The sequence below is a fragment of the Alkalihalophilus pseudofirmus genome (genome assembly GCF_029094545.1).
GTDB classification, from domain to species: domain Bacteria; phylum Bacillota; class Bacilli; order Bacillales; family Bacillaceae_D; genus Alkalihalophilus; species Alkalihalophilus pseudofirmus.
The window spans coordinates 1,971,264-1,993,137 of sequence record NZ_CP117835.1 but is presented as its reverse complement, the minus strand read 5'-3'; the positions used below and the strand labels follow the sequence as shown (position 1 = coordinate 1,993,137).

Annotated in this window: 31 protein-coding genes, 1 pseudogene and 1 other annotated feature; of the genes and pseudogenes, 27 read left to right on the top strand and 5 right to left on the bottom strand. The window is 37.0% G+C overall.

All coding sequences use genetic code 11. The annotated features are described in order from the left end of the window. The first annotated feature begins 67 nt into the window (after positions 1-67). The 13 genes from dcm (at position 68) to PQ478_RS10670 (ending at position 8,837) form a co-directional block, all read left to right on the top strand. Entirely contained in the window at positions 68-1,060 is a 993-nt protein-coding gene (gene dcm, locus PQ478_RS10730) for a DNA (cytosine-5-)-methyltransferase (protein WP_289236872.1), read from the top strand. Next, complete coding sequence (locus PQ478_RS10725; RefSeq protein WP_289236871.1) at positions 1,047-2,237, top strand: type II restriction endonuclease; 1,191 nt, start codon at positions 1,047-1,049, stop codon at positions 2,235-2,237. The genes dcm and PQ478_RS10725 overlap by 14 nt, the downstream gene beginning before the upstream one ends. A 274-nt stretch (positions 2,238-2,511) precedes the next feature. Next, on the top strand, positions 2,512-3,495 hold the full coding sequence (locus PQ478_RS10720; protein ID WP_289236870.1) for an HNH endonuclease: 984 nt from the start codon (positions 2,512-2,514) through the stop codon (positions 3,493-3,495). A gap of 42 nt (positions 3,496-3,537) precedes the next feature. Next, complete coding sequence (locus PQ478_RS10715) at positions 3,538-3,861, top strand: nucleoside triphosphate pyrophosphohydrolase (RefSeq protein ID WP_289236869.1); 324 nt, start codon at positions 3,538-3,540, stop codon at positions 3,859-3,861. A gap of 31 nt (positions 3,862-3,892) precedes the next feature. Continuing rightward, on the top strand, positions 3,893-4,312 hold the full coding sequence (locus PQ478_RS10710) for a YhfM domain-containing protein (RefSeq protein WP_289236868.1): 420 nt from the start codon (positions 3,893-3,895) through the stop codon (positions 4,310-4,312). Positions 4,313-4,323: 11 nt separating this feature from the next. Beyond that, entirely contained in the window at positions 4,324-4,494 is a 171-nt protein-coding gene (locus PQ478_RS10705; RefSeq protein ID WP_289236867.1) for a hypothetical protein, read from the top strand. Between the two features lie 207 nt (positions 4,495-4,701). Continuing rightward, the gene (locus PQ478_RS10700; RefSeq protein ID WP_289236866.1) at positions 4,702-5,544 is read left to right on the top strand and encodes an esterase/lipase family protein; all 843 of its coding nucleotides are present in this window, start codon (positions 4,702-4,704) and stop codon (positions 5,542-5,544) included. A gap of 59 nt (positions 5,545-5,603) precedes the next feature. Next, the gene (locus PQ478_RS10695; protein WP_289236969.1) at positions 5,604-5,840 is read left to right on the top strand and encodes a helix-hairpin-helix domain-containing protein; all 237 of its coding nucleotides are present in this window, start codon (positions 5,604-5,606) and stop codon (positions 5,838-5,840) included. Positions 5,841-5,882: 42 nt separating this feature from the next. Next, positions 5,883-6,254 (top strand): DUF3221 domain-containing protein, encoded by a 372-nt coding sequence (locus PQ478_RS10690; RefSeq protein WP_289236865.1) that lies wholly within the window; start codon positions 5,883-5,885, stop codon positions 6,252-6,254. 127 nt (positions 6,255-6,381) lie between these two features. Beyond that, entirely contained in the window at positions 6,382-6,861 is a 480-nt protein-coding gene (locus PQ478_RS10685) for a hypothetical protein (RefSeq protein WP_289236864.1), read from the top strand. 47 nt (positions 6,862-6,908) lie between these two features. Next, the gene (locus PQ478_RS10680) at positions 6,909-7,568 is read left to right on the top strand and encodes an SOS response-associated peptidase (protein ID WP_289236863.1); all 660 of its coding nucleotides are present in this window, start codon (positions 6,909-6,911) and stop codon (positions 7,566-7,568) included. Positions 7,569-7,872: 304 nt separating this feature from the next. Next, complete coding sequence (locus tag PQ478_RS10675) at positions 7,873-7,986, top strand: DUF3221 domain-containing protein (RefSeq protein WP_289236862.1); 114 nt, start codon at positions 7,873-7,875, stop codon at positions 7,984-7,986. A 374-nt stretch (positions 7,987-8,360) separates the two neighbouring features. Further along, positions 8,361-8,837: a CarD family transcriptional regulator gene (locus PQ478_RS10670; protein WP_075682461.1), complete on the top strand. Its 477-nt coding sequence runs from the start codon at positions 8,361-8,363 to the stop codon at positions 8,835-8,837. 571 nt (positions 8,838-9,408) lie between these two features. Here the strand turns inward: PQ478_RS10670 and cspC are convergent. Both cspC and PQ478_RS10660 read right to left on the bottom strand, forming a co-directional pair. After that, complete coding sequence (gene cspC / locus PQ478_RS10665; RefSeq protein WP_075682460.1) at positions 9,409-9,612, bottom strand: cold shock protein CspC; 204 nt, start codon at positions 9,610-9,612, stop codon at positions 9,409-9,411. 225 nt (positions 9,613-9,837) lie between these two features. Continuing rightward, positions 9,838-10,035 carry a hypothetical protein gene (locus tag PQ478_RS10660; RefSeq protein ID WP_075682459.1) on the bottom strand — a complete coding sequence of 66 codons (198 nt, stop codon included), beginning with the start codon at positions 10,033-10,035 and terminating at the stop codon, positions 9,838-9,840. 167 nt (positions 10,036-10,202) lie between these two features. Here PQ478_RS10660 and PQ478_RS10655 point away from each other — a divergent pair, with 167 nt between their 5' ends. Continuing rightward, a complete protein-coding gene (locus tag PQ478_RS10655; RefSeq protein ID WP_289236861.1) occupies positions 10,203-10,556 on the top strand; it encodes a DUF2200 domain-containing protein in 354 nt (117 codons plus the stop codon). 529 nt (positions 10,557-11,085) lie between these two features. Here PQ478_RS10655 and PQ478_RS10650 read toward each other — a convergent pair. Next, on the bottom strand, positions 11,086-11,904 hold the full coding sequence (locus tag PQ478_RS10650) for an STAS domain-containing protein (RefSeq protein WP_289236860.1): 819 nt from the start codon (positions 11,902-11,904) through the stop codon (positions 11,086-11,088). A gap of 224 nt (positions 11,905-12,128) precedes the next feature. Continuing rightward, positions 12,129-12,391: a binding site (T-box leader), on the top strand. A 57-nt stretch (positions 12,392-12,448) separates the two neighbouring features. On the opposite strand from PQ478_RS10650, the gene PQ478_RS10645 reads away from it, so the two are divergent. Beyond that, a complete protein-coding gene (locus tag PQ478_RS10645; RefSeq protein ID WP_435521080.1) occupies positions 12,449-13,702 on the top strand; it encodes an MFS transporter in 1,254 nt (417 codons plus the stop codon). A 113-nt stretch (positions 13,703-13,815) separates the two neighbouring features. Here the strand turns inward: PQ478_RS10645 and PQ478_RS10640 are convergent, their stop codons facing one another. Beyond that, on the bottom strand, positions 13,816-14,061 hold the full coding sequence (locus tag PQ478_RS10640) for a hypothetical protein (protein WP_289236858.1): 246 nt from the start codon (positions 14,059-14,061) through the stop codon (positions 13,816-13,818). 243 nt (positions 14,062-14,304) lie between these two features. On the opposite strand from PQ478_RS10640, the gene PQ478_RS10635 reads away from it, so the two are divergent. The 11 genes and pseudogenes from PQ478_RS10635 to PQ478_RS10585 all read left to right on the top strand — a co-directional run bounded on the left by PQ478_RS10635 (position 14,305) and on the right by PQ478_RS10585 (position 19,632). Beyond that, positions 14,305-14,502, top strand: a complete 198-nt coding sequence (locus tag PQ478_RS10635; protein ID WP_289236857.1) for a hypothetical protein — start codon at positions 14,305-14,307, stop codon at positions 14,500-14,502. A 78-nt stretch (positions 14,503-14,580) separates the two neighbouring features. Further along, positions 14,581-14,853, top strand: coding sequence for a CPCC family cysteine-rich protein (locus PQ478_RS10630; RefSeq protein ID WP_289236856.1), 273 nt, complete (start codon positions 14,581-14,583; stop codon positions 14,851-14,853). 93 nt (positions 14,854-14,946) lie between these two features. Continuing rightward, complete coding sequence (locus tag PQ478_RS10625; protein ID WP_289236855.1) at positions 14,947-15,402, top strand: hypothetical protein; 456 nt, start codon at positions 14,947-14,949, stop codon at positions 15,400-15,402. After that, positions 15,393-16,067 (top strand): DUF3885 domain-containing protein, encoded by a 675-nt coding sequence (locus tag PQ478_RS10620; RefSeq protein WP_289236854.1) that lies wholly within the window; start codon positions 15,393-15,395, stop codon positions 16,065-16,067. Before PQ478_RS10625 ends, PQ478_RS10620 begins: the two co-directional genes overlap by 10 nt. Before the next feature lie 84 nt (positions 16,068-16,151). Next, positions 16,152-16,967, top strand: a pseudogene (locus PQ478_RS10615) (lipid II flippase Amj family protein). A gap of 10 nt (positions 16,968-16,977) precedes the next feature. Further along, a complete protein-coding gene (locus PQ478_RS10610; RefSeq protein WP_289236853.1) occupies positions 16,978-17,538 on the top strand; it encodes a nucleotidyltransferase family protein in 561 nt (186 codons plus the stop codon). A gap of 24 nt (positions 17,539-17,562) precedes the next feature. Beyond that, positions 17,563-17,856: a hypothetical protein gene (locus tag PQ478_RS10605; protein ID WP_289236852.1), complete on the top strand. Its 294-nt coding sequence runs from the start codon at positions 17,563-17,565 to the stop codon at positions 17,854-17,856. A gap of 31 nt (positions 17,857-17,887) precedes the next feature. After that, the gene (locus tag PQ478_RS10600) at positions 17,888-18,052 is read left to right on the top strand and encodes a hypothetical protein (RefSeq protein WP_289236851.1); all 165 of its coding nucleotides are present in this window, start codon (positions 17,888-17,890) and stop codon (positions 18,050-18,052) included. Between the two features lie 88 nt (positions 18,053-18,140). Continuing rightward, on the top strand, positions 18,141-18,539 hold the full coding sequence (locus tag PQ478_RS10595; RefSeq protein WP_289236850.1) for a hypothetical protein: 399 nt from the start codon (positions 18,141-18,143) through the stop codon (positions 18,537-18,539). Positions 18,540-18,664: 125 nt separating this feature from the next. Continuing rightward, positions 18,665-19,123 (top strand): SAM-dependent methyltransferase, encoded by a 459-nt coding sequence (locus tag PQ478_RS10590; RefSeq protein ID WP_289236849.1) that lies wholly within the window; start codon positions 18,665-18,667, stop codon positions 19,121-19,123. Positions 19,124-19,167: 44 nt separating this feature from the next. Then, positions 19,168-19,632, top strand: coding sequence for an AAA family ATPase (locus PQ478_RS10585; protein WP_289236848.1), 465 nt, complete (start codon positions 19,168-19,170; stop codon positions 19,630-19,632). 243 nt (positions 19,633-19,875) lie between these two features. On the opposite strand, the gene PQ478_RS10580 is transcribed toward PQ478_RS10585, so the two are convergent. Next, positions 19,876-20,475 carry a TetR/AcrR family transcriptional regulator gene (locus PQ478_RS10580; RefSeq protein ID WP_289236847.1) on the bottom strand — a complete coding sequence of 200 codons (600 nt, stop codon included), beginning with the start codon at positions 20,473-20,475 and terminating at the stop codon, positions 19,876-19,878. 201 nt (positions 20,476-20,676) lie between these two features. Here PQ478_RS10580 and PQ478_RS10575 point away from each other — a divergent pair, with 201 nt between their 5' ends. Then, positions 20,677-21,798: an FAD-dependent monooxygenase gene (locus tag PQ478_RS10575; protein ID WP_289236846.1), complete on the top strand. Its 1,122-nt coding sequence runs from the start codon at positions 20,677-20,679 to the stop codon at positions 21,796-21,798. Positions 21,799-21,874 lie beyond the last annotated feature (76 nt).

Here is a 21,874-nt window from a genome sequence, read left to right as displayed (position 1 = left end):
AGGCCTAAAAGAATTTTAAATTTGTTATAATAGGCTTACTAGAACAAGTTGAAGGGAGATTAAAAGTATGTTATATAAATTCATTGACTTGTTCGCAGGAATCGGTGGAATTCGTCTCGCTTTTGAACCTTATGGTGAATGTGTATTCTCTTGCGAATGGGATTTAAAAGCTCAAGAAACTTATGAGGCTAATTTCGGTGAGAAACCTGTTGGGGATATAAGAAGTTTAAATGAAAAAGAAATTCCAGACCATGATATTTTGTTGGCTGGTTTTCCTTGTCAGCCCTTTTCAATTGCAGGTGTAAGTAAAAAGAAGTCTTTAGGTCAAGAACACGGATTCCTTGATGAGACACAAGGAACTTTATTTTTCGATATAGCTCGTATTATTAAAGAAAAGCAACCAAAGGCATTTCTTCTTGAAAATGTTAAAAATTTAAGAAGCCATGATAAAGGGAAGACTTTCAAAATCATTAAGAAAGTTCTGGAAGAAGAACTAGGATATACTGTATATGCTGATGTTTTAAATGCTAAAGGACTTGTGCCACAGAATCGGGAAAGAATTTATATAGTAGGCTTTAAAAAGCCTCTTAAATTTGAATTTCCACAACTGCCGAATAAAGGTCCCGCTCTAAAATCAATTTTAGAAAAAGAGGTAGAAGATAAATACACTTTATCAAATAAGCTGTGGGATTACTTACAGGCTTACAAAGAAAAACACAGTAAGAAGGGTAATGGTTTCGGTTATGGCCTTGCAGATTTAGACTCTTATAGTAGAACATTAAGCGCAAGATATTATAAAGATGGAAGTGAAATCCTTATTCCACAAGGTGAAGGGGAGAATCCAAGAAGGCTAACTCCTCGTGAATGCGCCCGCTTGCAGGGTTTTCCAGAAACGTTTAAAATTGTAGTAAGTAATACTTCTGCTTATAAACAATTTGGAAATAGTGTTGCTGTTCCTGTAGTGCAATTAATGGCAGAAAAAATGATACAAGCCATAGAACGTAATAAAATAATTGAAGACACTGTGGAAGAGGGTAGATTAGAGTATGCAACCACATAGTTCTGAACTATTAACAAAAGCGATTCAAGCGGCCAAGCAATATGGTCGCTTTTATTGTAAGTTCATAACCGCAAATGATGTTGGACTTACTAATGCCCATCAAGAAGGGTTACATATTGCAAAGGGAGCATGGAAAATATTCTTTGAAGAAGAAGGTGTGAGAGGGGAGAATAAAGACAAACATATTAAAATTCACATTGAAGGATTTTATCCCTTTGAAAGCAGAGTAATATATTATGGAAAAGGGACAAGAAATGAATATCGCATTACAAGGTTTTGGTCAAATTCACCATACGAAAAAGAAAATCAAGTTGGAAACTTAATTATTTTTATCCCTGTAGATATGGAGAATATCAAAGTTTACATATTTGATACTGAAGTAGAAATAGAGAACTTTAAAGAGACGTTTTCTCTTTCACTCTTAAATAATAATGCTGTATACTTCACTGGCGAAAAGTTGGATGTGGATTTATCAAAAAAATTGGAGTTAAGAATAAATAAATCTGCTACAATTTTTGAAGACTTCCCCAAAACAATCGAACTTGCAGAATTAGCACGGCAATTAAATAAGGACTTATTTGAAAGGAAGGGTTATCAACTTGGTAATGATCCTGACAAAATGCTGTTAAAATGGATCGAAACCGAATACAGTTTATTTAGGGCAATAGAAAAAAATATATATAAATCATATTTAAATGAACCCTTCTATGAGTTAGATTCACTATTAGAGTTTGCTAGTAGCGCATTAAACCGGAGAAAGAGTAGAGCGGGTAGATCATTAGAACATCATATTGAGTTTATATTAAGCAACACTAACATCCCTTTTAGCCACCCAGGTAAAACAGAAGGCAAAAAGAAACCGGATTTTTTACTGCCTTCTAATAGTAAGTATGCAGATAAACTATATGATTCTAACAAACTTGTTTTTCTAGGTGCTAAAACTACATGTAAGGATAGATGGAGACAAATTCTAAATGAGGCTAATAGAATACCCATAAAACATTTATTGACATTACAGCAAGGGATTACTATAAATCAGTTAGAAGAAATGCAAGATGAGCAGGTAATTTTAGTTGTGCCTAAACCTTACCATAAAGCATATCCTCAAACTCATAGAGAACGGCTTTGGACAGTTAGTAAATTTATAAAGTACGCAAGAGAAAAATATATCGATTAAATAAAATTATTTTAAAATTAATTAATTACAACTAATATTGTATCCCTAAAATTCAAACTGAAAAGTAGTTAAGTTTTCCCTAGTCAAAGTTAAATTATATCCATTAATATAAAAATGAAAAGAGGTATGGTTTCTTATCAATATTTGAAACTATACTTTTTGGCATTTAAATCTGTATGTTCATGTTCAAATGAGGTGATGGATGAAGAATATTAGATATTGTAAAAGATAGTTTCTATGAAAAAGAGGCTCTAGATAGAAGGGATAATAAACTATGAGTCATTTACTAAAAGTTGGTGAGTTAAAAGGGACTTACCATACAGATGAGGATATATGGCGTACCTTTACAATTGTTCTATCAAGTAAATCTGTAAAGTCATCTACATATAAGTACGCCTTAATTAAAGCAATTATAGAAAATCTTTACAATGTAAACGAAAATTATGAGTTATCATATAACCAACTTGCTTATACATTTGCCAAGGTGTACTGGAACCTAATTGTACATCATAACTTACTACATCAAAATCGAGGGAAATCAGCTAAGGTTGTTTCGATTATTAAAGAAGAACAAGAAAGAAATAGTATCCCTCCAGAGATGGTGTTCGACAAATTAGATGATACACTTCAAGTTAAACTGACAGGCAAAATTAAAACTACGATGAAACAGAACGTATTTGGCGCACTTTATGGAGACACACAAGGCATGTTTTATGCTTTTGACCACCGGACTGAAACACTACGTCTACACCCGACAGTACATACGTTTATGTTGAAGTATCAACGACTTATTATTCATCTAACAAACTATCATATGGCGGCTATGATTGAGAGTTTAAATGAAGTGCCTAGTATTAATTATTTACTTGAAAAAGTTGAATACATCGCACAGCGTTCATCACTTCGTCCGTTCGAAAAACTACTACTCTCGCATTTTAATGCTCAATGTTTTTATTGTCATAAGCCTCTTTCAGGGCAGAAGAGGACGACCCACGTAGACCACTTCATTCCTTGGTCCTTCGTTCAATCAGACCAGGTGTGGAACCTTGTGCTTTCTTGCAATACGTGTAATACAAGAAAAAGTGATAAGTTACCAGTAAGACGTTTTCTTGATGACATTATGGAACGAAATGAAACCTTACAACAGTCTAACGATACACACATCAAACGTCTAATGGAGAATTATCATGATAATAAAGTTTTAATGCTGTATGAGTACTCTATGAAAAACGGGTTTGACCAAATTTGGACGCCTTAGCAATGTGAACTCGCATTTTAACCGAACAAGGAGGAACTTCCGATGCCTACATACAACAAACTCATCAGAGACCGCATCCCTCAGATCATCGAGAAATCTGGCAAAAACTATCGTACGGAAACACTTGATGCAGAGAGGTTTGAGCAAGAACTTCGCTTGAAGTTGAAGGAGGAAATGAATGAAGTCTTAAACGCCAATTCACGTGAGGAGATATTGGGGGAGTTAGCCGATCTGGTAGAGGTCATCCATGCGTTAGGTGACCTTTATCAACTAAGTCCAGAAGAAATTGAAGCACAAAGAAGGCTGAAGTTTGAGGAAAGAGGCGGATTTGAGAAGAGGATTTATTTAGTTGATGTTGAAGATTGAACGTTAAGACAAAGCAAATGAGGGACCATACATGAAAAGATCAGCTGCAATCATCACTTTACTAATAGCCCTACTATTAACCGGCTGCCTTAACCGCGGTGACCCGATGGTGTTGCTTGACGAGAACATCGAGCAAGTTGATGTCTCCTATTCACGAGGAGGTGGAATGATCAATGATGACATTCTCTACACCTACTCAGACGAAGCAGCCATTCAGTCCTTTCAACAGATCATTACAAGTGCAAGGAAGCGGCCAGTAGAGATCACAACAGCTCCTGATTATGACATCGTCGTTTCATACGGTGAGCATTGGCCTTTGCATGGAATACACGTGTGGCTTGGTGAGGAAGGCGAGGAGAGTGTGTTTTCCTATCTAGCTGACTTTGAAGAGACGTACGTTACTAATGCAAATACAACGAAGCAGCTTCGTGAGCTAGTAGAAAGAGAATAGGGGGCTATTTTATGAAAGACCCAATTAAGATTATGCTGCTAGGGATTTCGATTATGCTTTTAGGTTTATTTATCCAGAATACTTCAAGCTGGGATGCTGGTCCGACGAATGCGGTGCAGCTTCTTATTGCTGCTGGGTTTATTACGGTTTTAATTGGATTTTTTATGAATAAGGGGAAGTAGGGTTTTAAATTTCGGCTCACATTTCTAGTAAATAGTACATGGGAATAAATCACTTTGACACCATTCTAAATATTCTGTATATTTAAACGTAAGTTAATCGTTTGCGCGGAGATGTTGAGAAGCTCATTGAAATACTGCCTGGCAGTTATTTTTGTGAGCTTTTTTGTGTGAACGATCAGCTTAAATGATGTAAAAGGGGAATTTTAGATGGTTAAATATTCGTTTCAACTCTTTATTGCAATCGCTTTCTTTTTTGTTCTGCCTGATCATTTTAATGCTGGAGAGGCATTCTTGCTTGAACAAGGAACACCGCCTCCGGGAGCAAACCTTGCCTCGTGCAAACCGACAGAAGACAAGCCTAACCCGGTTATTTTGGTGCCTGGGACATTTGAACGAAGTGCTCAAAATTGGCTGACTCTATCACCCGAGCTTGCTAAAAAAGGATACTGTGTCTATGCAATGAATTACGGGTTAACTCACGCTGGACCATCAACAGGTGATATTAAAGAGTCAGCTATAGAGTTGAATGAATTTGTAGATAATGTTTTGCAATTAACGGGGGCAGACAAAGTCGATATTATAGGTCATAGCCAAGGCGGGATGATGCCGAGATACTATTTAAAGTTTTTGGGCGGAGATAAATTTGTGGAGAATCTGATTGCTTTTGTCCCTTCTAACCATGGAACAACGGGATTTTTTGGATTAGAACAGATTAATTCAGGAGCAGCAGATCTTACCTCGTGTAAAGCTTGCCAGCAGCAGCTCGTTGGATCTGAGTTCTTAGAGGAATTGAATAAAGGGAACGAGACACCTGGAAATGTCTCATATACTGTCATCTCTACAAAAACAGATCAAGTTGTGATTCCTTATACATCTGCATTCCTAGATGGTCCTGAAAAACAGGTATCAAATATCACCATCCAAGACTATTACCGATTCAATTTAATTGGCCATCAAGGAATTGTGTACGATCGATTATCGTTTTCTTTTGTTTTTGATGCACTTGAACATGAAGGTCCTGCAAACCCTGAGCGCGCAGTAAAAAGATAAGTAGAGTATGTTCATGTTTCTTTGTATAATGAGGGAGCAACGTACATACATCCCAGAGAATTGAAGAACAAATAGTAGACGAGGGGGGATCTATAGTGGCATCAGACAACGTCTTCCTAACGAAGCTAAGTTCACCAGCAAGAAGCGCCTTAGTTCACGAAGGAATTGATACATTGGAGAAGCTTTCAACCTACATAGAAAAAGAAATCCTAAAACTCCACGGCGTTGGCCCAGCATCCCTGCCAACGATGAGAGCTTCACTTGAAGAAGAGGGCCTGGCTTTTAAAGAAAAATAAGAGGATTGAGGAAAAAGCTCATCTAGTCATGAGCTTTTTTTGATGCTAATTGAAACATCTATCCGCCGTAATACGTTATATAGTAAAGAATTAAGGGGTGGCTTTATGTATAGACACTTAATGAGAGTATTCATGCTGCTCACAGTTTGTCTGCTCGCAGCGTGCAGTAATGGAGATCAAATGCAAAATGCTGCTTTTACAGGCACGATTGAAAGCATCCATAATGACAGCGCGATTATTGCGATTGAAAAAGGAGAGATCTTAAGCTCTGGTGATAAGGTGAGCGTGAACTTGGCTGTAAATGAAGAAGAGACGTTTCAGGTTGGTGACCAGGTGGTTGTTGAGTATGACGGGGCTGTGATGGAATCTTACCCGCTGCAAGTGCACACGATTTCAATCAAATTGATTAATTAAAATTAAATACCAAGCATTCATAACATTCACAGAAGAATTAGAACTTCTATATTGTTTATGAATAGGATTATATATGTCGCATTTGGGTACTCTAAGACAACTGTTTTTAAGCGAGGTGTATCCATATATGAAGACTTCAAGACGACATATGATTTTTAATCTAATCATCATCTTAGTTCCATGGGTTTCATTACTGTTTATTGGCAAACGGCATTTCAAAAGGTTTTTTGCTTCCAGCTTTATCATAGCCACTTTAGAAACGATCAGCCATATCTATGGACACATGCGAGGATGGTGGGAGTTTTATGATAAACCGAGATCATTTATAAAAGACGAACTCCCCTTTGATATCGGCCCCTATATCCCAATTGCTGTCTGGCTCCATAAATTTTCATACGGGAATTTTAAGAAGTTTGTTTTACTTAATGCTCTGGCTAACACCGCTTTCAGCTTTTTATTCATGCCTTTTTTAAAGAAAATTAAAATCATCAAGTTAAAAAGACTAAACTATGTGCAATTCTTTTTCTATATTCATTACAAAGCCTATCTCTTATATGGTGTGCAGCATTTGATTGAAAGGAACAGGGATAAACGAAATGCTTACTGAATTCACTAAATAGAACCCCAGGTATAATAGTCCAAAGAGGTGATTTCATGTGTGGCAGGTTTACGTTAACCGCAACGAAAGAACAAATTGAAGAGCAGCTTGATGTTCAATTAGATGACTACGAGCCAAGGTTCAATATCGCTCCAAGCCAGCCTGTCTTAAGCGTGATTTCAGATGGAGAGAAGAGGAAGGCTGGATACTTGAGGTGGGGCCTTGTTCCCGCGTGGGCGAAAGATCCTAAGATAGGGTATAAAATGATTAATGCTCGCGGTGAAACGGTGGATGAGAAGCCTGCTTTTAAACGTTTGCTGAAAAGTAGGCGTTGTTTAATTGTGGCAGATGGCTTTTATGAATGGAAGAGAACAGAAGAAACGAAGCAGCCCTATCGCATCACTGTAAACGACAGTATCTTCACCTTTGCCGGTCTATGGGATCGATGGAATTCAGGGGATGAGGAGATCGTTTCCTGCACAATTTTAACAACTGCACCGAATGAATTTATGAAAGATATACATGATAGAATGCCAGTCATTCTAGGGGATGAGGATAGAAAAGTGTGGTTAGATCCTTCCATAGAAGATAAAGAAATAGTAAAAGATCTTATTAAATCATATCCAACTCAATATATGAATGCTCACGAGGTTTCAACGTTTGTAAATAATCCGAGAAATGAATCTGAGGAATGTATTAAGTCTTTATCAGAATAAAGATTGAGCGGTGGTCTTTAAGAGACCACCGCTTTTTCAAGTTGAATATACCGTTACAATAATGTAGAAATGCTTATAATACTCGAAAATAAAATATAAAAAGGGAAGGGGTGGCTTTATGTATAAACATTTAATGATAGGTATTCATTGTGCTCACCAGCTGTCTGCTCGCAGCGTGCAGTAATGAGGGTCAGATGCAAAATGCTGCTTTTAAAGGGACGATCGAAAGCATCCATAATGACAATGCGATTATTGCGATTGAGGAGAAGGGATCTTATGTTATGGTGATATGGTGGACGTGAACTTGGCTGTAACGTTTCAGGTTGGTGACCGGGTGGTTGTTGAGTATGACGGTGCTGTGTTGGAATCTTACCCTTTGCAAGTTCATACGATTTCCGTTGAACTTGTGAGTGATTAAAATTACGGACAGAGAGGATCTAAGCTTGTTGGTCATTGTATGTATTCCGGCTAGTATTCTAGCCTTGGATCAACTCCTTAAATCCAAAGAGGTGTACCAAAGAATGGCAGGTTGTTTACCGCTGCACACCTACTAATTATAGGGTGCCATTAACTCTTTTATTACATAGTAAACTAAATACTGCGCAACAATTCCTTCATTCTTATACTCCGGAAAATTAACCTTTCCTTTAGTGGTAATCCGACAAGATTCTATTGTTTTTTCTTTTTCTATTTTCCAAAGAAAAAGTAGTTGACGTTGAAAGTGAATTTATGATATTATTAAAAATTTGATAAAAAACAACATATATGATAAGGTTAAGAAGGTTACCATATATGGAGGTGGATTATTTGTTTCAAATTGGCGACAATATAGTTTATCCAATGCACGGAGCAGGTATAATTAAAGCCATAGAAGAAAAGGAAATCTCAGGGGAAAAGCAACAGTATTATGTTATAAAAATGTTAATCGGTAATATGCAAGTTATGATTCCTACGGGAAAAATATTAAGTTCAAATATACGCCCTGTTACTGACATAATTGCAATAAAAAACATCATCCACATTTTTCAACATGGAGAATCAGATAGCTTACTGTCGTGGAAACAAAGGTATAAAGTGAACACGGACAAAATAAAAACAGGTAAATTACAAGAATGTGCTGAAGTTGTTCGTGATTTAAGGCAAATGAAGAAAGAAAAAGCACTTAATACAAGCGAAAAAAAAATGTTAGATAACGCACATGAATTTTTGATTAGTGAACTGGGATTCATTAAAGGGATTACTGAAAATCAAATAAAAACTTTCTGTTAAGGTTAATTTAAAATAACGTATTACATCACCCGAAAACATCCTAATTTTTCGGGGGAATATGTTTATTATTAGAAGTATATCTTTTCAAAGACCTTCAACTTCTCCAACTCACCTTTAGAGCATTAACCTCTTTTGTTGTTTCTACAATCTAATCCATTTTTAATATTTAAATTTCTCTAACGATCGTTTGAAGCTTCATCAAATAACTCGATAAAATAGTCACTTGATTTTTGCAATCCTGATTCACACTGGCACGGACAAGGAGCCGTAAGGATGAAAGAGAGGTAGGGCTTTCATTGTTTTAGGTATACAATTTATTATTTAAGTCATTATTTCTAGAAGAAAAACAATCATTCTCACATCTACCTTTAAGAGATATTTACATCTACTGAGACAGTGAATAGAAATTGTTTATCTTCTTTACGTAAAAGAGAAAAACGAATTGGTAACAGTATATGGTCACCTATAAAAATGGCTTCCAAATCAGGAAACCATTTTTATTGAGTATTATACAGAGAACATAAAAAAACAGGCCCTATATAAAGAGCCTGTTTATATATACGATTTAAGATTAAGCAGCTTTTTGAACGTTAGCGGCTTGAGCTCCACGAGCACCTTGCTCAACGTCAAACGTTACTTTTTGGCCTTCGTCTAAAGATTTGAAGCCTTCACTTTGGATTGCAGAGAAGTGTACGAATACATCGTCTCCACTTTCACGTTCGATAAAGCCAAAACCTTTTTCTGCATTAAACCATTTAACTGTACCTTGTTCCATTTTTGTTGCCTCCTAGTGCGTTACCACACATTGTATTACTATCCTTGCTCAAAGTATCATCAAGATGAAAAGATGATATTCACACTATCTTTTACACCGAACAAAAATAATTCTTCTTTATCATATCAGGAAACGGAAAAAATAGCAAGTTATTGCAATTTAGCTAATATATTAAATCTGCAAAGAAAAAGAAGAACATTCATGCAATACAAATAAAAGTCGTGCTTATGTAGAAATGCTTATGATAGTGGTAAATACGATATAAAAAGGGAAGGATGCAACCGCCATAAGCAAGCAAATTTTCCCCATCTTTTTCTTCTCTGAGTCCTTCTCTCCTAGCCAAATGAGAGCTAAAAGCAATCCGATAAAAGGGAAAAGGAGACATACAATATAAAGCAGTATTCGATCATGCCGAGATTTCACAACATTTCCTCCTTGATAAATATTACACTATTCACTTACAAATAATAACATCTATAGGAAAATGAAGGAATAGATTAAAGGAAATATCTCTTTCCACCATAGGAGATCTTTAATTGAACCATCCTGCCATCCAATTTATAATAAAGAAAAGAGTAAGGGAGAGTTCTATGACGACTAAACATAAGATCTATACGATGAGCTTCGCAAAAGTTTACCCGTGCTATGTGGCAAAAGCCGAGAAAAAAGGACGCACAAAAGAAGAAGTCGATGAAATCATCCGCTGGTTAACAGGGTACGGCCAAGAAGAGTTAGATGCCCATATCGAGAAAGAGACCGACTTTGAAACATTCTTAGCAGAAGCCCCTGAGATGAACCCATCTCGGAAACTGATCAAAGGAGTAGTCTGCGGCATTCGAGTAGAAAACATTGAAGAGCCAACGATGCAGGAGATCCGTTATATGGATAAACTGATTGATGAATTAGCAAGAGGGAAGGCGATGGAGAAAATATTGCGCGGTTGATGCAGATTCTCTAAAAGATTAAAAAGGGCGGGGTATGAGTCTCCTAACTTTAGTTGTTGATTTGTGCTGCAGGTACTCGCTTTCCGCGGGCTGACCGGGAGCCTCCTCGTCGCTTTAGCTCCTGTGGGGTCTCCCATGGTCAACGCTAATCCCGCTGGAGTCTCGTACCTTCCGCTCCAATCAACGTAGCGAAGATGTTGTAAAGTGCTCCCGCATTATAAGATGCAGTTCAGTGATCTTAACGAATCAAATAACTTAGCGGATGAAATATGCTTAGACTCACGTGTGGACTAGAGCAGGGGTGAGATCTCACAGGGCCCAAGCCCGAGGAAGCTCACCAGCTCCACACGGAAAGCGAAGCATAGTTCAGCAGCGGCGAGTCTGCTATACCCCATGTTTAAGGTACTTTCCTTGCATAATGGACACAAGCACCATAAAAAAACACCGAATCCACATCTCAATGGTCCGGTGTTTTCATTTACTCAGCGTTATTTAGGAGCAGAGCGAATTTATTATGTTCATGCTGATTTCATAGATATTCTTTTAACGTTTCTTGCAGCGTTCCTCTAATGTCTGTATCATTTTCAAAACGAATTCCTGCTTTCACCATATTCTTTACAAGGTCTGGTCGTAATCCTGTAAGAACGGCCTTACATCCCATCATAGAAGCACCTGCTAAAATCTGATCTAATTGATCGATCACATTTTTCTCCATTACTGCTATTCCGGAAAGGTCTAGAATAAGTGTTTGAATCCGCGCTTCAGCGATTTCGTGTAACACTTTTTCCTCAATGATTTGAATTCGATATGAATCGACGCTTCCTATAAGAGGTAAGACGGATACATGTTCTTGCACAGGAATAATCGGTACCGACAAATGCTCTACTATTTGCCTTTGTTTATTCAGCATCTCATCTTTATAACATGAATATCGGATGAAAAAGTTGTTAAGAAACTGATCTATCCGGTCATTGATCATCTTCTCTAATTCAAAGAAATCATTACGCGAGTCTGTAAATCTTTTCGTCGAATCCAAATCATTAACAAACTTCCAGATCGTTCTTCTAATAGCCTGTACCCATTCTAATTTTAATGACAATGTTAAAGAGTGCGAGGCCCATGCTTCTCCTTCTTGATTAGCAAAAGAAATTAATTCATCATCTTCTTGCTCTAAGACATAACGAGTTAGTCGTTGAGCATTTTTTAATAAATCAATGTTGCCTGTCTTTAAAATATCACTGATCTTACTTGATACATTCACCGCTTCTGAGAGCAGCATTTCTTTAAATTCTTCAACGTTCTCTTGAATATAAATATTTGCTTCCTTACCCATGCTAGATATTTCCATAGTGGATCCTCTCCTAAAATTCTTTTAGTTATGTAATCGATAGATAGAGTGAGAAATTTCAAGGAGTGAACTTAATTAGAGGGCCTATCAAAAGTGTATACTGAATATTCTTTAAACACAATATCATTTCAGTAACTTTCTATATAAGTATGTTGTATAACTAAAGTAAAAATAAAGCATTTACAAAAGTAAGATAATCCCATATGATAAGATCTAATTCCATATCAAAAGCGATGAAAAGAAGAGTAGGCTCATTACATTATCAACAGAGACCTCTGTAGCTGAGAATGAGGGATAAGAGTGTGAGTTGAACCAAGGCTTTGAGCTGTGCTTCGGATTTATGTAACCCATAATGATGCGGCATCGGGTTCTCCCGTTACAGAGATAGGGTATCGCAGGCGAAATCTAGCCAAGCCGTACTTGATAAGGCTTCTTTAGTGATGAAGAAGTGAATGGGGTGGCACCGCGACATAATCTCGCCCCCAAAACGATTAGGTTTTGGGGGTGGGATTTTTTTGTTCTTTTTCAACATTTATTGAAGGGAATGGTGTCGGTGCTGAAATGGAAAGATCCACTATTACTATTAGGCGGTATAGGTATTTCAACCATTGGAGGCTGGGTGTATCTCATTGCGATCAACCTCATTGTATTACATGAAACAGGGTCGCCCCTTGCGATGGCGCTCCTCTATATTCTTGGCCCAATCGCAGCTGTTTGCTCGAATGCGTGGGCAGGAAGCTATATTGACCGGATGAATACTCGCACGTTAATGATCTATCTCGATGTATTTAGAGCGATTGGAATTTTCCTCATTCCATTTTTACCCTCCTTACTCTATGTGTACGTTCTGGCTTTTATTATCCATATGGCCAGCGCGATTTTTGAGCCTGCATCCATGGTTTACATGACAAAGCTGATTCCAAAAGAAGACCGTCAGCGTTTTAATGCACTGCGAAGCTTTATTCAATCAAGCGGAACAATCATCGGCCCATCTGTGGCAGGCGTTCTATTTATAGCCGGTACACCTTATACGGCAATCTATGTCAATGCAGCTGCATTAGTTGGATCTGCCTTTATCATTCGTTTGTTACCAAATGTTGATCCTTTGTTAGGTCAAGGCAGTTCACCAAAGGTCACATGGTCAATGATTAAAAATGATATGAAAACAGTCGTTACCTTCTGTAGATCATCTTCCTATGTAGCTAAAATCTATTTGTTGGGTTGCGGGGTGACGATTTTTATGACAGCGATCGACTCATTAGAAGCGGCTTTTGCAAAAGGGGTCTTGCTGATGACGGATGCAGCGTATGGATTTTTCTTAGCTGTGTTTGGCGCAGGAATCATTGTAGGCTCCATCATTAATTCAGTTTTTGCGAAACAGTTACGTGTGAAGTTTTTAATTGGTTTCGGTACTCCCGCTGCAGCTATTGGCTACTTCGCTTTATATAGTTCAACTCATTTTTACCATGCTGCAGCTGGCTGCTTTTTAATAGGGGCTGCAATTACGTTTTCTAATACCGGCTTTTTAACCTTTTATCAAAACCATGTTCCAGTAGAAGTGATGGGGAGGTTCGGTAGTATTCTAGGGATCATAGAAGCTGTTTTTATTGTTATCTTGACTCTTACGATTGGGATTGCGGCAGAGTTTACCTCCATACGACCTGTAGGGTTGATTGCGTCCTTGGGATTTTTCATACTAGGTATCGTTACTTTACGTACGGTTATGAAACGGAAGAGTGAGATTTACTTTAGGAGTGATGGCGGGGAGGAGGAAGAGGTGATTTGTCATTCAGTGTAGCGGTGGAAGGGGTTATTATCAATTTATTCATTTAAGGTAAACAATAAATGGTCCTTTCTATTAGAAGAAAGGACCTTACCTCACTTAATAATCACGACAAGCTGATAATGTGTTTAAGAAAGAAAGTATACGTTAGCCAATATAACGGTAAATAGAACAACGCCAATAAAAACGAGATTAAAGTATACATTTTTTACTGATATATTATAGTCCCTTTTACTGAGCAAGTAATTTAGAAATACAAATAAAGCAGACCCAATAAAAAAGATCGAAGGAGTCAGCCATTCAAGATAGATAAGAAGCATTAAGCCTATACAAAATAAAATATAACGAATCCCTTCAACTTTTATAAGAGACACCTGATGTTCCCACCTTCAGAATCTTTTTACAAATTATATCATAGCAAAACCATCTTAACTGATATAAAGGACATTTATTGACAATAAGTGTTAAAATATAGTAGATAACTAGGAGCTGTTATGAAGAATTAATTTAACTCCAAAATAAATACATACAAAAAAGAGGAGACAGCTATGTTCAAAAATGATTATACATTCTTTACTTTCATTGGCCTATTTTCGTCCATTATAGGCGTAATCCTTATGATATCAAGCGTGTATTACGGAATAAGATTAGCGGATCTTGTCGTGTTAAATCCCTATAGTCCGATAGATACTTCTATTTATGAGCTTGCTGTAACTAAGTATATTGATACCTTTTTCATTATTGGTTTAACAGCACTTATAGTTGGTGTAGTCATTTTATTTTTAATTAATTATAAACGCATCAGCAGTTGTTAATTACAGAGGCGGTAATGATTCGACTCTGATTTCACAACAACTAGCAATCGTTATTTTTTGATCAGGAGTGAACAGTCAATGAAATACACTTGTCCTTGTTGCGGCTATAAAGTATTAGATGAAGAGCCTCCTGGAAGTTATGAGATTTGCAGTATCTGCTTTTGGGAAGATGATGGAGTCCAATTTGACGATCCTGATTATGAGGGTGGTGCAAATACGCCCTCTTTAAGACAAGCGCAGATAAACTATCTCTCATTTGGGGCCTGTGAGAAAGGTTGTATCGAATTTGTTAGAAAACCAAGTATAAATGATGTCAAAGACCCTGATTGGAAGGTGCTGTCCAATCCTTAAGTTGAAATGTTAAAGGGAATGATGTACTTAACAATGGGAGTCATTAACGACTTCTATTTATTTAAACCAAAGATATATGAAAGGGAACAAGACATGACTCAGTATATTTATATTGCTTCACCCATGAGACTTCCAAGCGGTTCATATGGTACAAATCCGGTATCATTAGAGCAGCCGAATGTGTATAGAAATGAATTGGATTTCACTCATATCTATTTCGAGAATAATTATGACAGCCGTTCAAAACAAAGATTTTCATATAGTACGCATTTTTCATTCAAACATCAAGTGACCGCATTTTCTAACCATATCCCATTACCCTATCAAATAAAGGGAACAGCTGAGCAAGATAAATGTTTGAAGATCCTCTATTCCTACCTCGAAGCAGCGGTTCAACAAAGTGGAGTAGTAGAGTATTTCACGTCTTTAAACGGGGGAGAAGAATTGCCCCTTTCAAAAAAGAGAACCATTAGTTGGATGGACTTAAAGAAACCTTATGACTTGGTTTTAGAGGACCGCGAATTATGGGAGATTACATTATGGAATTAAATGAATACCTAGCTTATTCTTTCCCTGGATTACACTTGAAGCCGAGCATCTATAACCAATGGCATATCGGCATTCACTTTGAATTAGGTAAAAATATGTATCAATTAGTTGGAAATAAGCTTAATCTTGATTTATTTGAATTTGTGTACATGCAGGCTACGTCTATTTTTAATGATCTCTTCTCCGAGAAGGATGAAATGATGTTGGTGACCAATGCTTATCTTAACAGTGGGAATAAAAAATCTGTTAAGGCTCCTAACGTTTATAAACGATATCTCAAGAATAAGGAATTAAAACATAAGATAAGGCAGAAGACTTTGCCAGTTATGATTGATGACGAAGGAGATACTAGTGAGTACTATATTTCCCAGTTTCACCTAAAGTGCAAAAAAGGAGACTTGAATTACCCTTTACTTATCAAAGCAATCTGTCATAAGGACTTTCATTTGAAACCTAAACTGGGTAAACGCAAAGGGGCATATGATCCTGATGTGTTTTTTGTAAATATCTCTAAGAATATTATCTACTATATTTATGATGATAGAGGATGCGAAGTGATCGCAAACAGCAAAGAAACAATTGTGCCTCTATATAACGATTATACGATGTTGGTTGCCGAAACTAACCGAGATGAGATTGAAAGGATGCTTCAGATCTCATTATAGCTGCTCGTTTTACATAGCTTAGAGGCAGGACCATATTCGTACTAATTATAGGCAAGTACTATCTTAGCTTGAAAGGAACCCTTTATGGACATCATTACAGACAAAGTTATATTAATTGCACTATTTATCTTAATCATTCATTGTATCGAGACCTTAGCCTATTCGGTTCGTATATCTGGCGCAAGAGTTCGGTTGATTGCATCAGGCCTCGCCTTATTTAATGTGATGGTCATCGTTTCACGTTTAGCAAACATGATGCAGTAGCCGTTTACCGGAAGCTTAATTGATACAGCGCCACCAGATCAAGCTCTGACGCTTGTTGAAAGCCAGTATCGAGTTATTATTGGCGCCTCAACCGTTGGAACGATCGTTGGCGTACTGCTTCTGCCTACTTTTATAGCTATCTTCTCACGCTCTATCATTCATTTATCAAGACTAAATGGTTCCGTTCCAGCCCTGGTTCAACAAGGAATCAAGTGGCGAGTGATGAAAAGAGGCATTCGACATATCCGGATGCCGCGGCTTACATATCTTAAGGGAATTAGATTGAGAGACTTCCCAATAAAATTATTTCTTATAAACATGATTGTGACCTCGGTTTATACAATTGGTGTGCTGTCAGCGTTATATGCGTCTTTACTTGCACCAGAGCGAGCATCAACAGCTATTATGGCTTCTGGTCTTATCAATGGCATCGCTACGATTTTACTCGTCATTTTCATTGATCCAAAGATTTCAGTGCTGGCCGATCAGGTGGTGAATAAAAAAGGGAGCTACTTATCTCTTAAAACAATCTCCATCATGATGGTCACTTCTCGATTATTAGGCACGCTGCTTGCCCAGGTGCTCTTTATTCCAGGTGCTTATTATGTCGCTTGGTTCACAAAATTTATTGTGTAAGGAGGCAGTTATGCTGTCAGAAGAAGAGATCCTATTTATGATACAAGAGGATGAATGGATGATGGATACTCTCCAAACGGTCCGTCAGCTGAAACTTGAAGATTGGTGGATTTGTGCGGGGTTTGTTCGTTCTAAGATTTGGGATGTTGTTCATCAGTTTGAAGAGAGGACGCCCTTGCCTGATATAGATGTTATTTACTTCGACCAGCAACATGCTGAGGGAGGTACAGATCGTGCATTGGAAGCCAAGTTACATACATTAAAACCTAATCTGCCCTGGTCCGTTAAAAATCAAGCAAGGATGCATACAAGAAATCAAACGCCTCCTTACAAATCGAGTGTTGATGCAATGTCGAAATTTCCGGAGACAGCCACAGCGCTCGGGGTTACTCTAACTCCTCACGGCGAGCTTATCCTTGCAGCGCCTCATGGCATTAATGATGCTGTGACGCTGCAAGTAAAACCGACGCCATGCTTCCAAGAAGATCTCAAGCGCAAAGAGATCTATATAAATAGAGTGACAAAAAAAGATTGGAAGAAGGCTTGGCCAAAGATATCGGTATATTATTAAATCTGAATGGAGGTGAAGCTTATCATGAACCTTTATGCATGCTGCAAATGCCACTCAAAAGCAAGCTTTAGTGACCGCTTTAAATCGATGTTTTTAAATAAATTTAATTGTGAGACGTGTAACTTCAACAATGAAATCTCCATTTATTCAAGAGTCATCATGAGTGTACTCACTTCATTAAGTATATCTGGTTTTGGATTTTTGCTCTTTAATAGTCTGGAATCTATTTTCTGGTCTATGTTAGGATCTGTCATCTTCACATTGCTGCTCATACCGTTGTATCCATTTTTGATTACGTATGATTGTGAAGAGGTCTAGTAACCTCATAACAAGACATAAGGAGGGCCTTATGCTCAAGAAATATAAATCTTATCTGCTCCTTTTAATTGGATACATCATTTACAGAGTTACTACAGAAGAGACGGTTACTTTTACAATGATCCTAATGATTATTTTATCATTTGCATTTATTGCTTGGATGCTCGAGGAGCTGGATAAACAGAATGCAAACTAACGGCACTACATCGAGCATAGTCAGATTAAACATAGTTAACTCGTCTGGTTTATATACTACATAAAGCACATATATAAGGAGGAGTACGATGAAAGATGCGTGGAAGTATCTAGGCTGGATGCTGTTGATCGGTGTGGTATTATGGGGCGGCTTAACCTTTCAGCATCATTTAAGATTGGAAGCCTCAAGAAACTTTGAGATTTGGCCGTTTTTTCTATATTCAACTTTGTTTCCTATATTTCTAGGAGTTCTTCTACGTCTACCAAGGTTCATTAAAGAACGCAAAGGAGGGAAAGGGTGGAAGGTCAATTGGATAAAGCTGCTTATTGTAGGCTTCCCGTTGTGTTATGTTACTTTCATCCCGCTGCTTGCCCATTTTATCCCTTTACAATTTCTGCCGTTCACCCTCGAAATTATGCATATTGAATCGTGGGCCATCACAGGAATTATTTTAGGGTATGTGGTGCTCGATAGTTTAGTTGAATGATAAGGTAGGTGGTTATTTAAGTGCTACGTATTTATATCATTTCCGGCTCAGCAAGTGTAGGGAAATTTAGAAGTAAAAAGGGTTGATCCAATATAAAAAAGGATCGAAAGAAAAGAGGAAATCAAATGATCACATTAACTCCTATTGGTATTGCTTATAATCTAAGAAATGAGATTGAAGATGATTACTGGGGTGAGGTAGTTAGTAAGATCGTATTGGACTCTACCTTCCCAGAGGAAGCTTTTAATGAAATTGAATCTTTTTCACATTTAGAGATTATCTTTTATTTTCATAAGGTGGCGAAGGATAAAATAATTACAGGTGCTAGACACCTTAGGAATGATACGTCCTTACCTAAAGTTGGGATCTTTTCGCAGCGTGGAAAAAACCGCCCCAATCAATTAGGGCTTACAACGGTAAAGGTAGTTGGAAGAAAAGGTAGAGAGCTAACTGTTTCAGGCCTTGATTGTATTAACGAAACGCCAATATTAGATATCAAGCCAGTAATGCAAGAGTTTCTTCCTAGAGAGACGATCTCTCAGCCAGGATGGACAAGGGATATCATGAAGAATTATTGGAAGTAATATTGGTAATGAACATTCATATCTATTTAAATGGAGGGTGCACTATGGCAATCATTTTTATTACAGGCTTATCTGGAGTCGGTAAATCAAGTGCATTGGTACAGTTAGAAAAAGAAGGATACAATGTAGTCGATACGGATTATGGCTACGTTAAGTCGATTAGAGATGGGGGAGTGGAAGAAAGAGTTTGGGACGCGGAAAAAATAACTTATTTGTTAGAGCAATATAAACAGTCACACCTTTTTATCTCAGGATGCTACTCTAATCAAGGGAAATTTTATCACTACTTTGATTATGTGGTGCTGCTAAAGGCGGATCTGAATGTAATGCTTGATAGAATCAATAAAAGAACTTCTCATGATTATGGCAAGAGTCCTGAAGAACGAACAGAGGTATTAGATAGTTATGAAAACGTACTACCCTTGTTAGAAAAAAGATCTGATCTTATAATAGACACTGCCCAAAACGGAATTAACGAGGTTTGTAGGAGACTTAAGGAATTATTATAATTTTTCCTATTCAACTGGAAGAATTTTTATATTAGCTTAATAATTAACCCCTCCTCTGATACACATCTCTTTTAGATTCACCCTATGTTTAAACATACTAAACCGTGGTAAGTCCTCATTTTTGTGGGGGCTTTTTTTCATAAGCCTGCCCTCAGGGAGTTTGGTTCTTCCTTTATGGTGAAGAAATAATAAAGCTAAGGTTTCATTCAAAACCTTAGCAAAAAAAACACGTGGATAAAAAACTCATTTAATCCCAATTCCGTTAATAACAGTTTCCGTAGCTTTCCTATAAAGATCCGCTTTATCTTTCTGGGTATTAAACCCTATTAATGCAATACTAGTATCGTGCAGCCCTGAAATTAATGATAATAAAATAACGCTCACCTCTTGGATGTTCAATTCAGCATTAAACTCTTTCTTTTCAATTCCCTCCTGAATAATCTCCGTAAGAACATCTAATTCAGGTTTAAGCAGCTTTACGACAAAAATTTGGTCTTTGTTTGTTGAAACCATATATTCTGGAATGGTTTTAATTAAAGGATTGTGAAGTTCTAAGCTGCATAAATGTGCCCATAAATATAATTTGTCAGTAGCGCTCTTTTCTCTTACCATCCCTTTTTTCCACTCGTTGATGAATTTATTTAATGCTTGTTTTAAACAATATAAATAAAGCTCTTCCTTGTTTTTAAAATGGTAATAAACCGTACCTTTGCTTAATTGTGTTTCCGTTTTTATATCTGATATAGATGTAGCTGAATAGCCTTTTAGCTCAAACATCTTAGTTGCTTTATCCTCAATTAACTTCTTTGTATCTTCACTATTAACTCCAACTGGTCTACTCATAAATCCTCCCGCTCATTTTATAAATATAATACATCATAATGTTGTCCAATAAACTTTAAAAACAATTGTATACGACTTTACGTTTTTATCAAGCAGCACATATATAAAATTAATTGACCGATCGTCCGAATAATGATAATCTACTTTACGTAAGCTCATTCATTGTTTGTTACTGAAATTAATAACAAAGGAGTGTTCGGTGTGAAGGAAAAAGTCATTATTATTGGTGCAGGTGCAGGTGGCCTTGCTACGGCTATATTTTTAAAAAAGGCTGGAATAGAGAGCGTCGTATTTGAAGGAGCTTCAATTGAAAGAGAGAGCGGAGCGGGGTTTGTACTTACACCAAATGGTCTGAATGTTCTTGAAACACTTGGTATAACGAAAATGGCAGAATATAGCTTTCCTTTGGAATATGAAACCACATATACTAGTGACAATAAAGAACTGACCAGTGCTACTGTTGTGGGAAATGCTTTCTTTAGTAAAACTTTCATAACGATCAGCAGACAAAATTTAATGAAACTACTTTTAGAAAAAGTTGAGGAATATAACATACCAGTACATTACAATAAAAAGCTGGTTAATTTAGAAGAGAACTCTGACAGTATTACAGCTTTCTTCTCTGATAATTCTAAAGTGAAAGGAGAAATTTTAGTCGGGGCAGATGGCATTCATTCAAGAACAAGGGAGATAATTTTCCCTCAAGTTAAACCTGTTTATACTGGTTACTATGGAATTCACGGGCTGGTATCGTCTGCCAATGTGAAGCAATCTATTAATACTAAGGCGAGTGCCTACATTGATTTTGATAATTATTTAGGTACATTTGTAAGTAAATGTTCACCTACTTCAAATTCAGATATATTATGGCAATTCATTGGTAAAGAAGAGAGGAAAATTCCTGCAACTGAATTAGAGTTAGCTGATAATGAATTTATCAAAAATTGGTTATCCGAAAAAATTAGTGGGTGGGATAATCCATTTAGCGAACTGTTAAATAATACAGAAAATATCACCTCAAGAAATATCTTTGAATTGGAAGAATTACCCCATTGGTATCATGGACGTGTCACTTTTGTTGGAGATGCGCTTCACGCCACCAACCCAATGCTCGGAATTGGGGCATCATGGGCTTTAGAGGATGGGATGTATTTAGCTAAAATGTTAAGAGAGCATGGATACAGAGACGCCTTTTATTATTTTGAAAATGACCGTAAGCCAATTATTGATCCTGTAAGAAAGGCAGCCTCTCAAGCGCTTGACAAAATAGTTGAACTAAAAAAATTCGCAAAAACCATTTATGATAACCGTATCGATTGGTAAAAAGTATCAGTAATGATGTAAACAAAGAGTATGTATACATATACATACTCTTTCTGTTAAATCAGTAAACTACCTA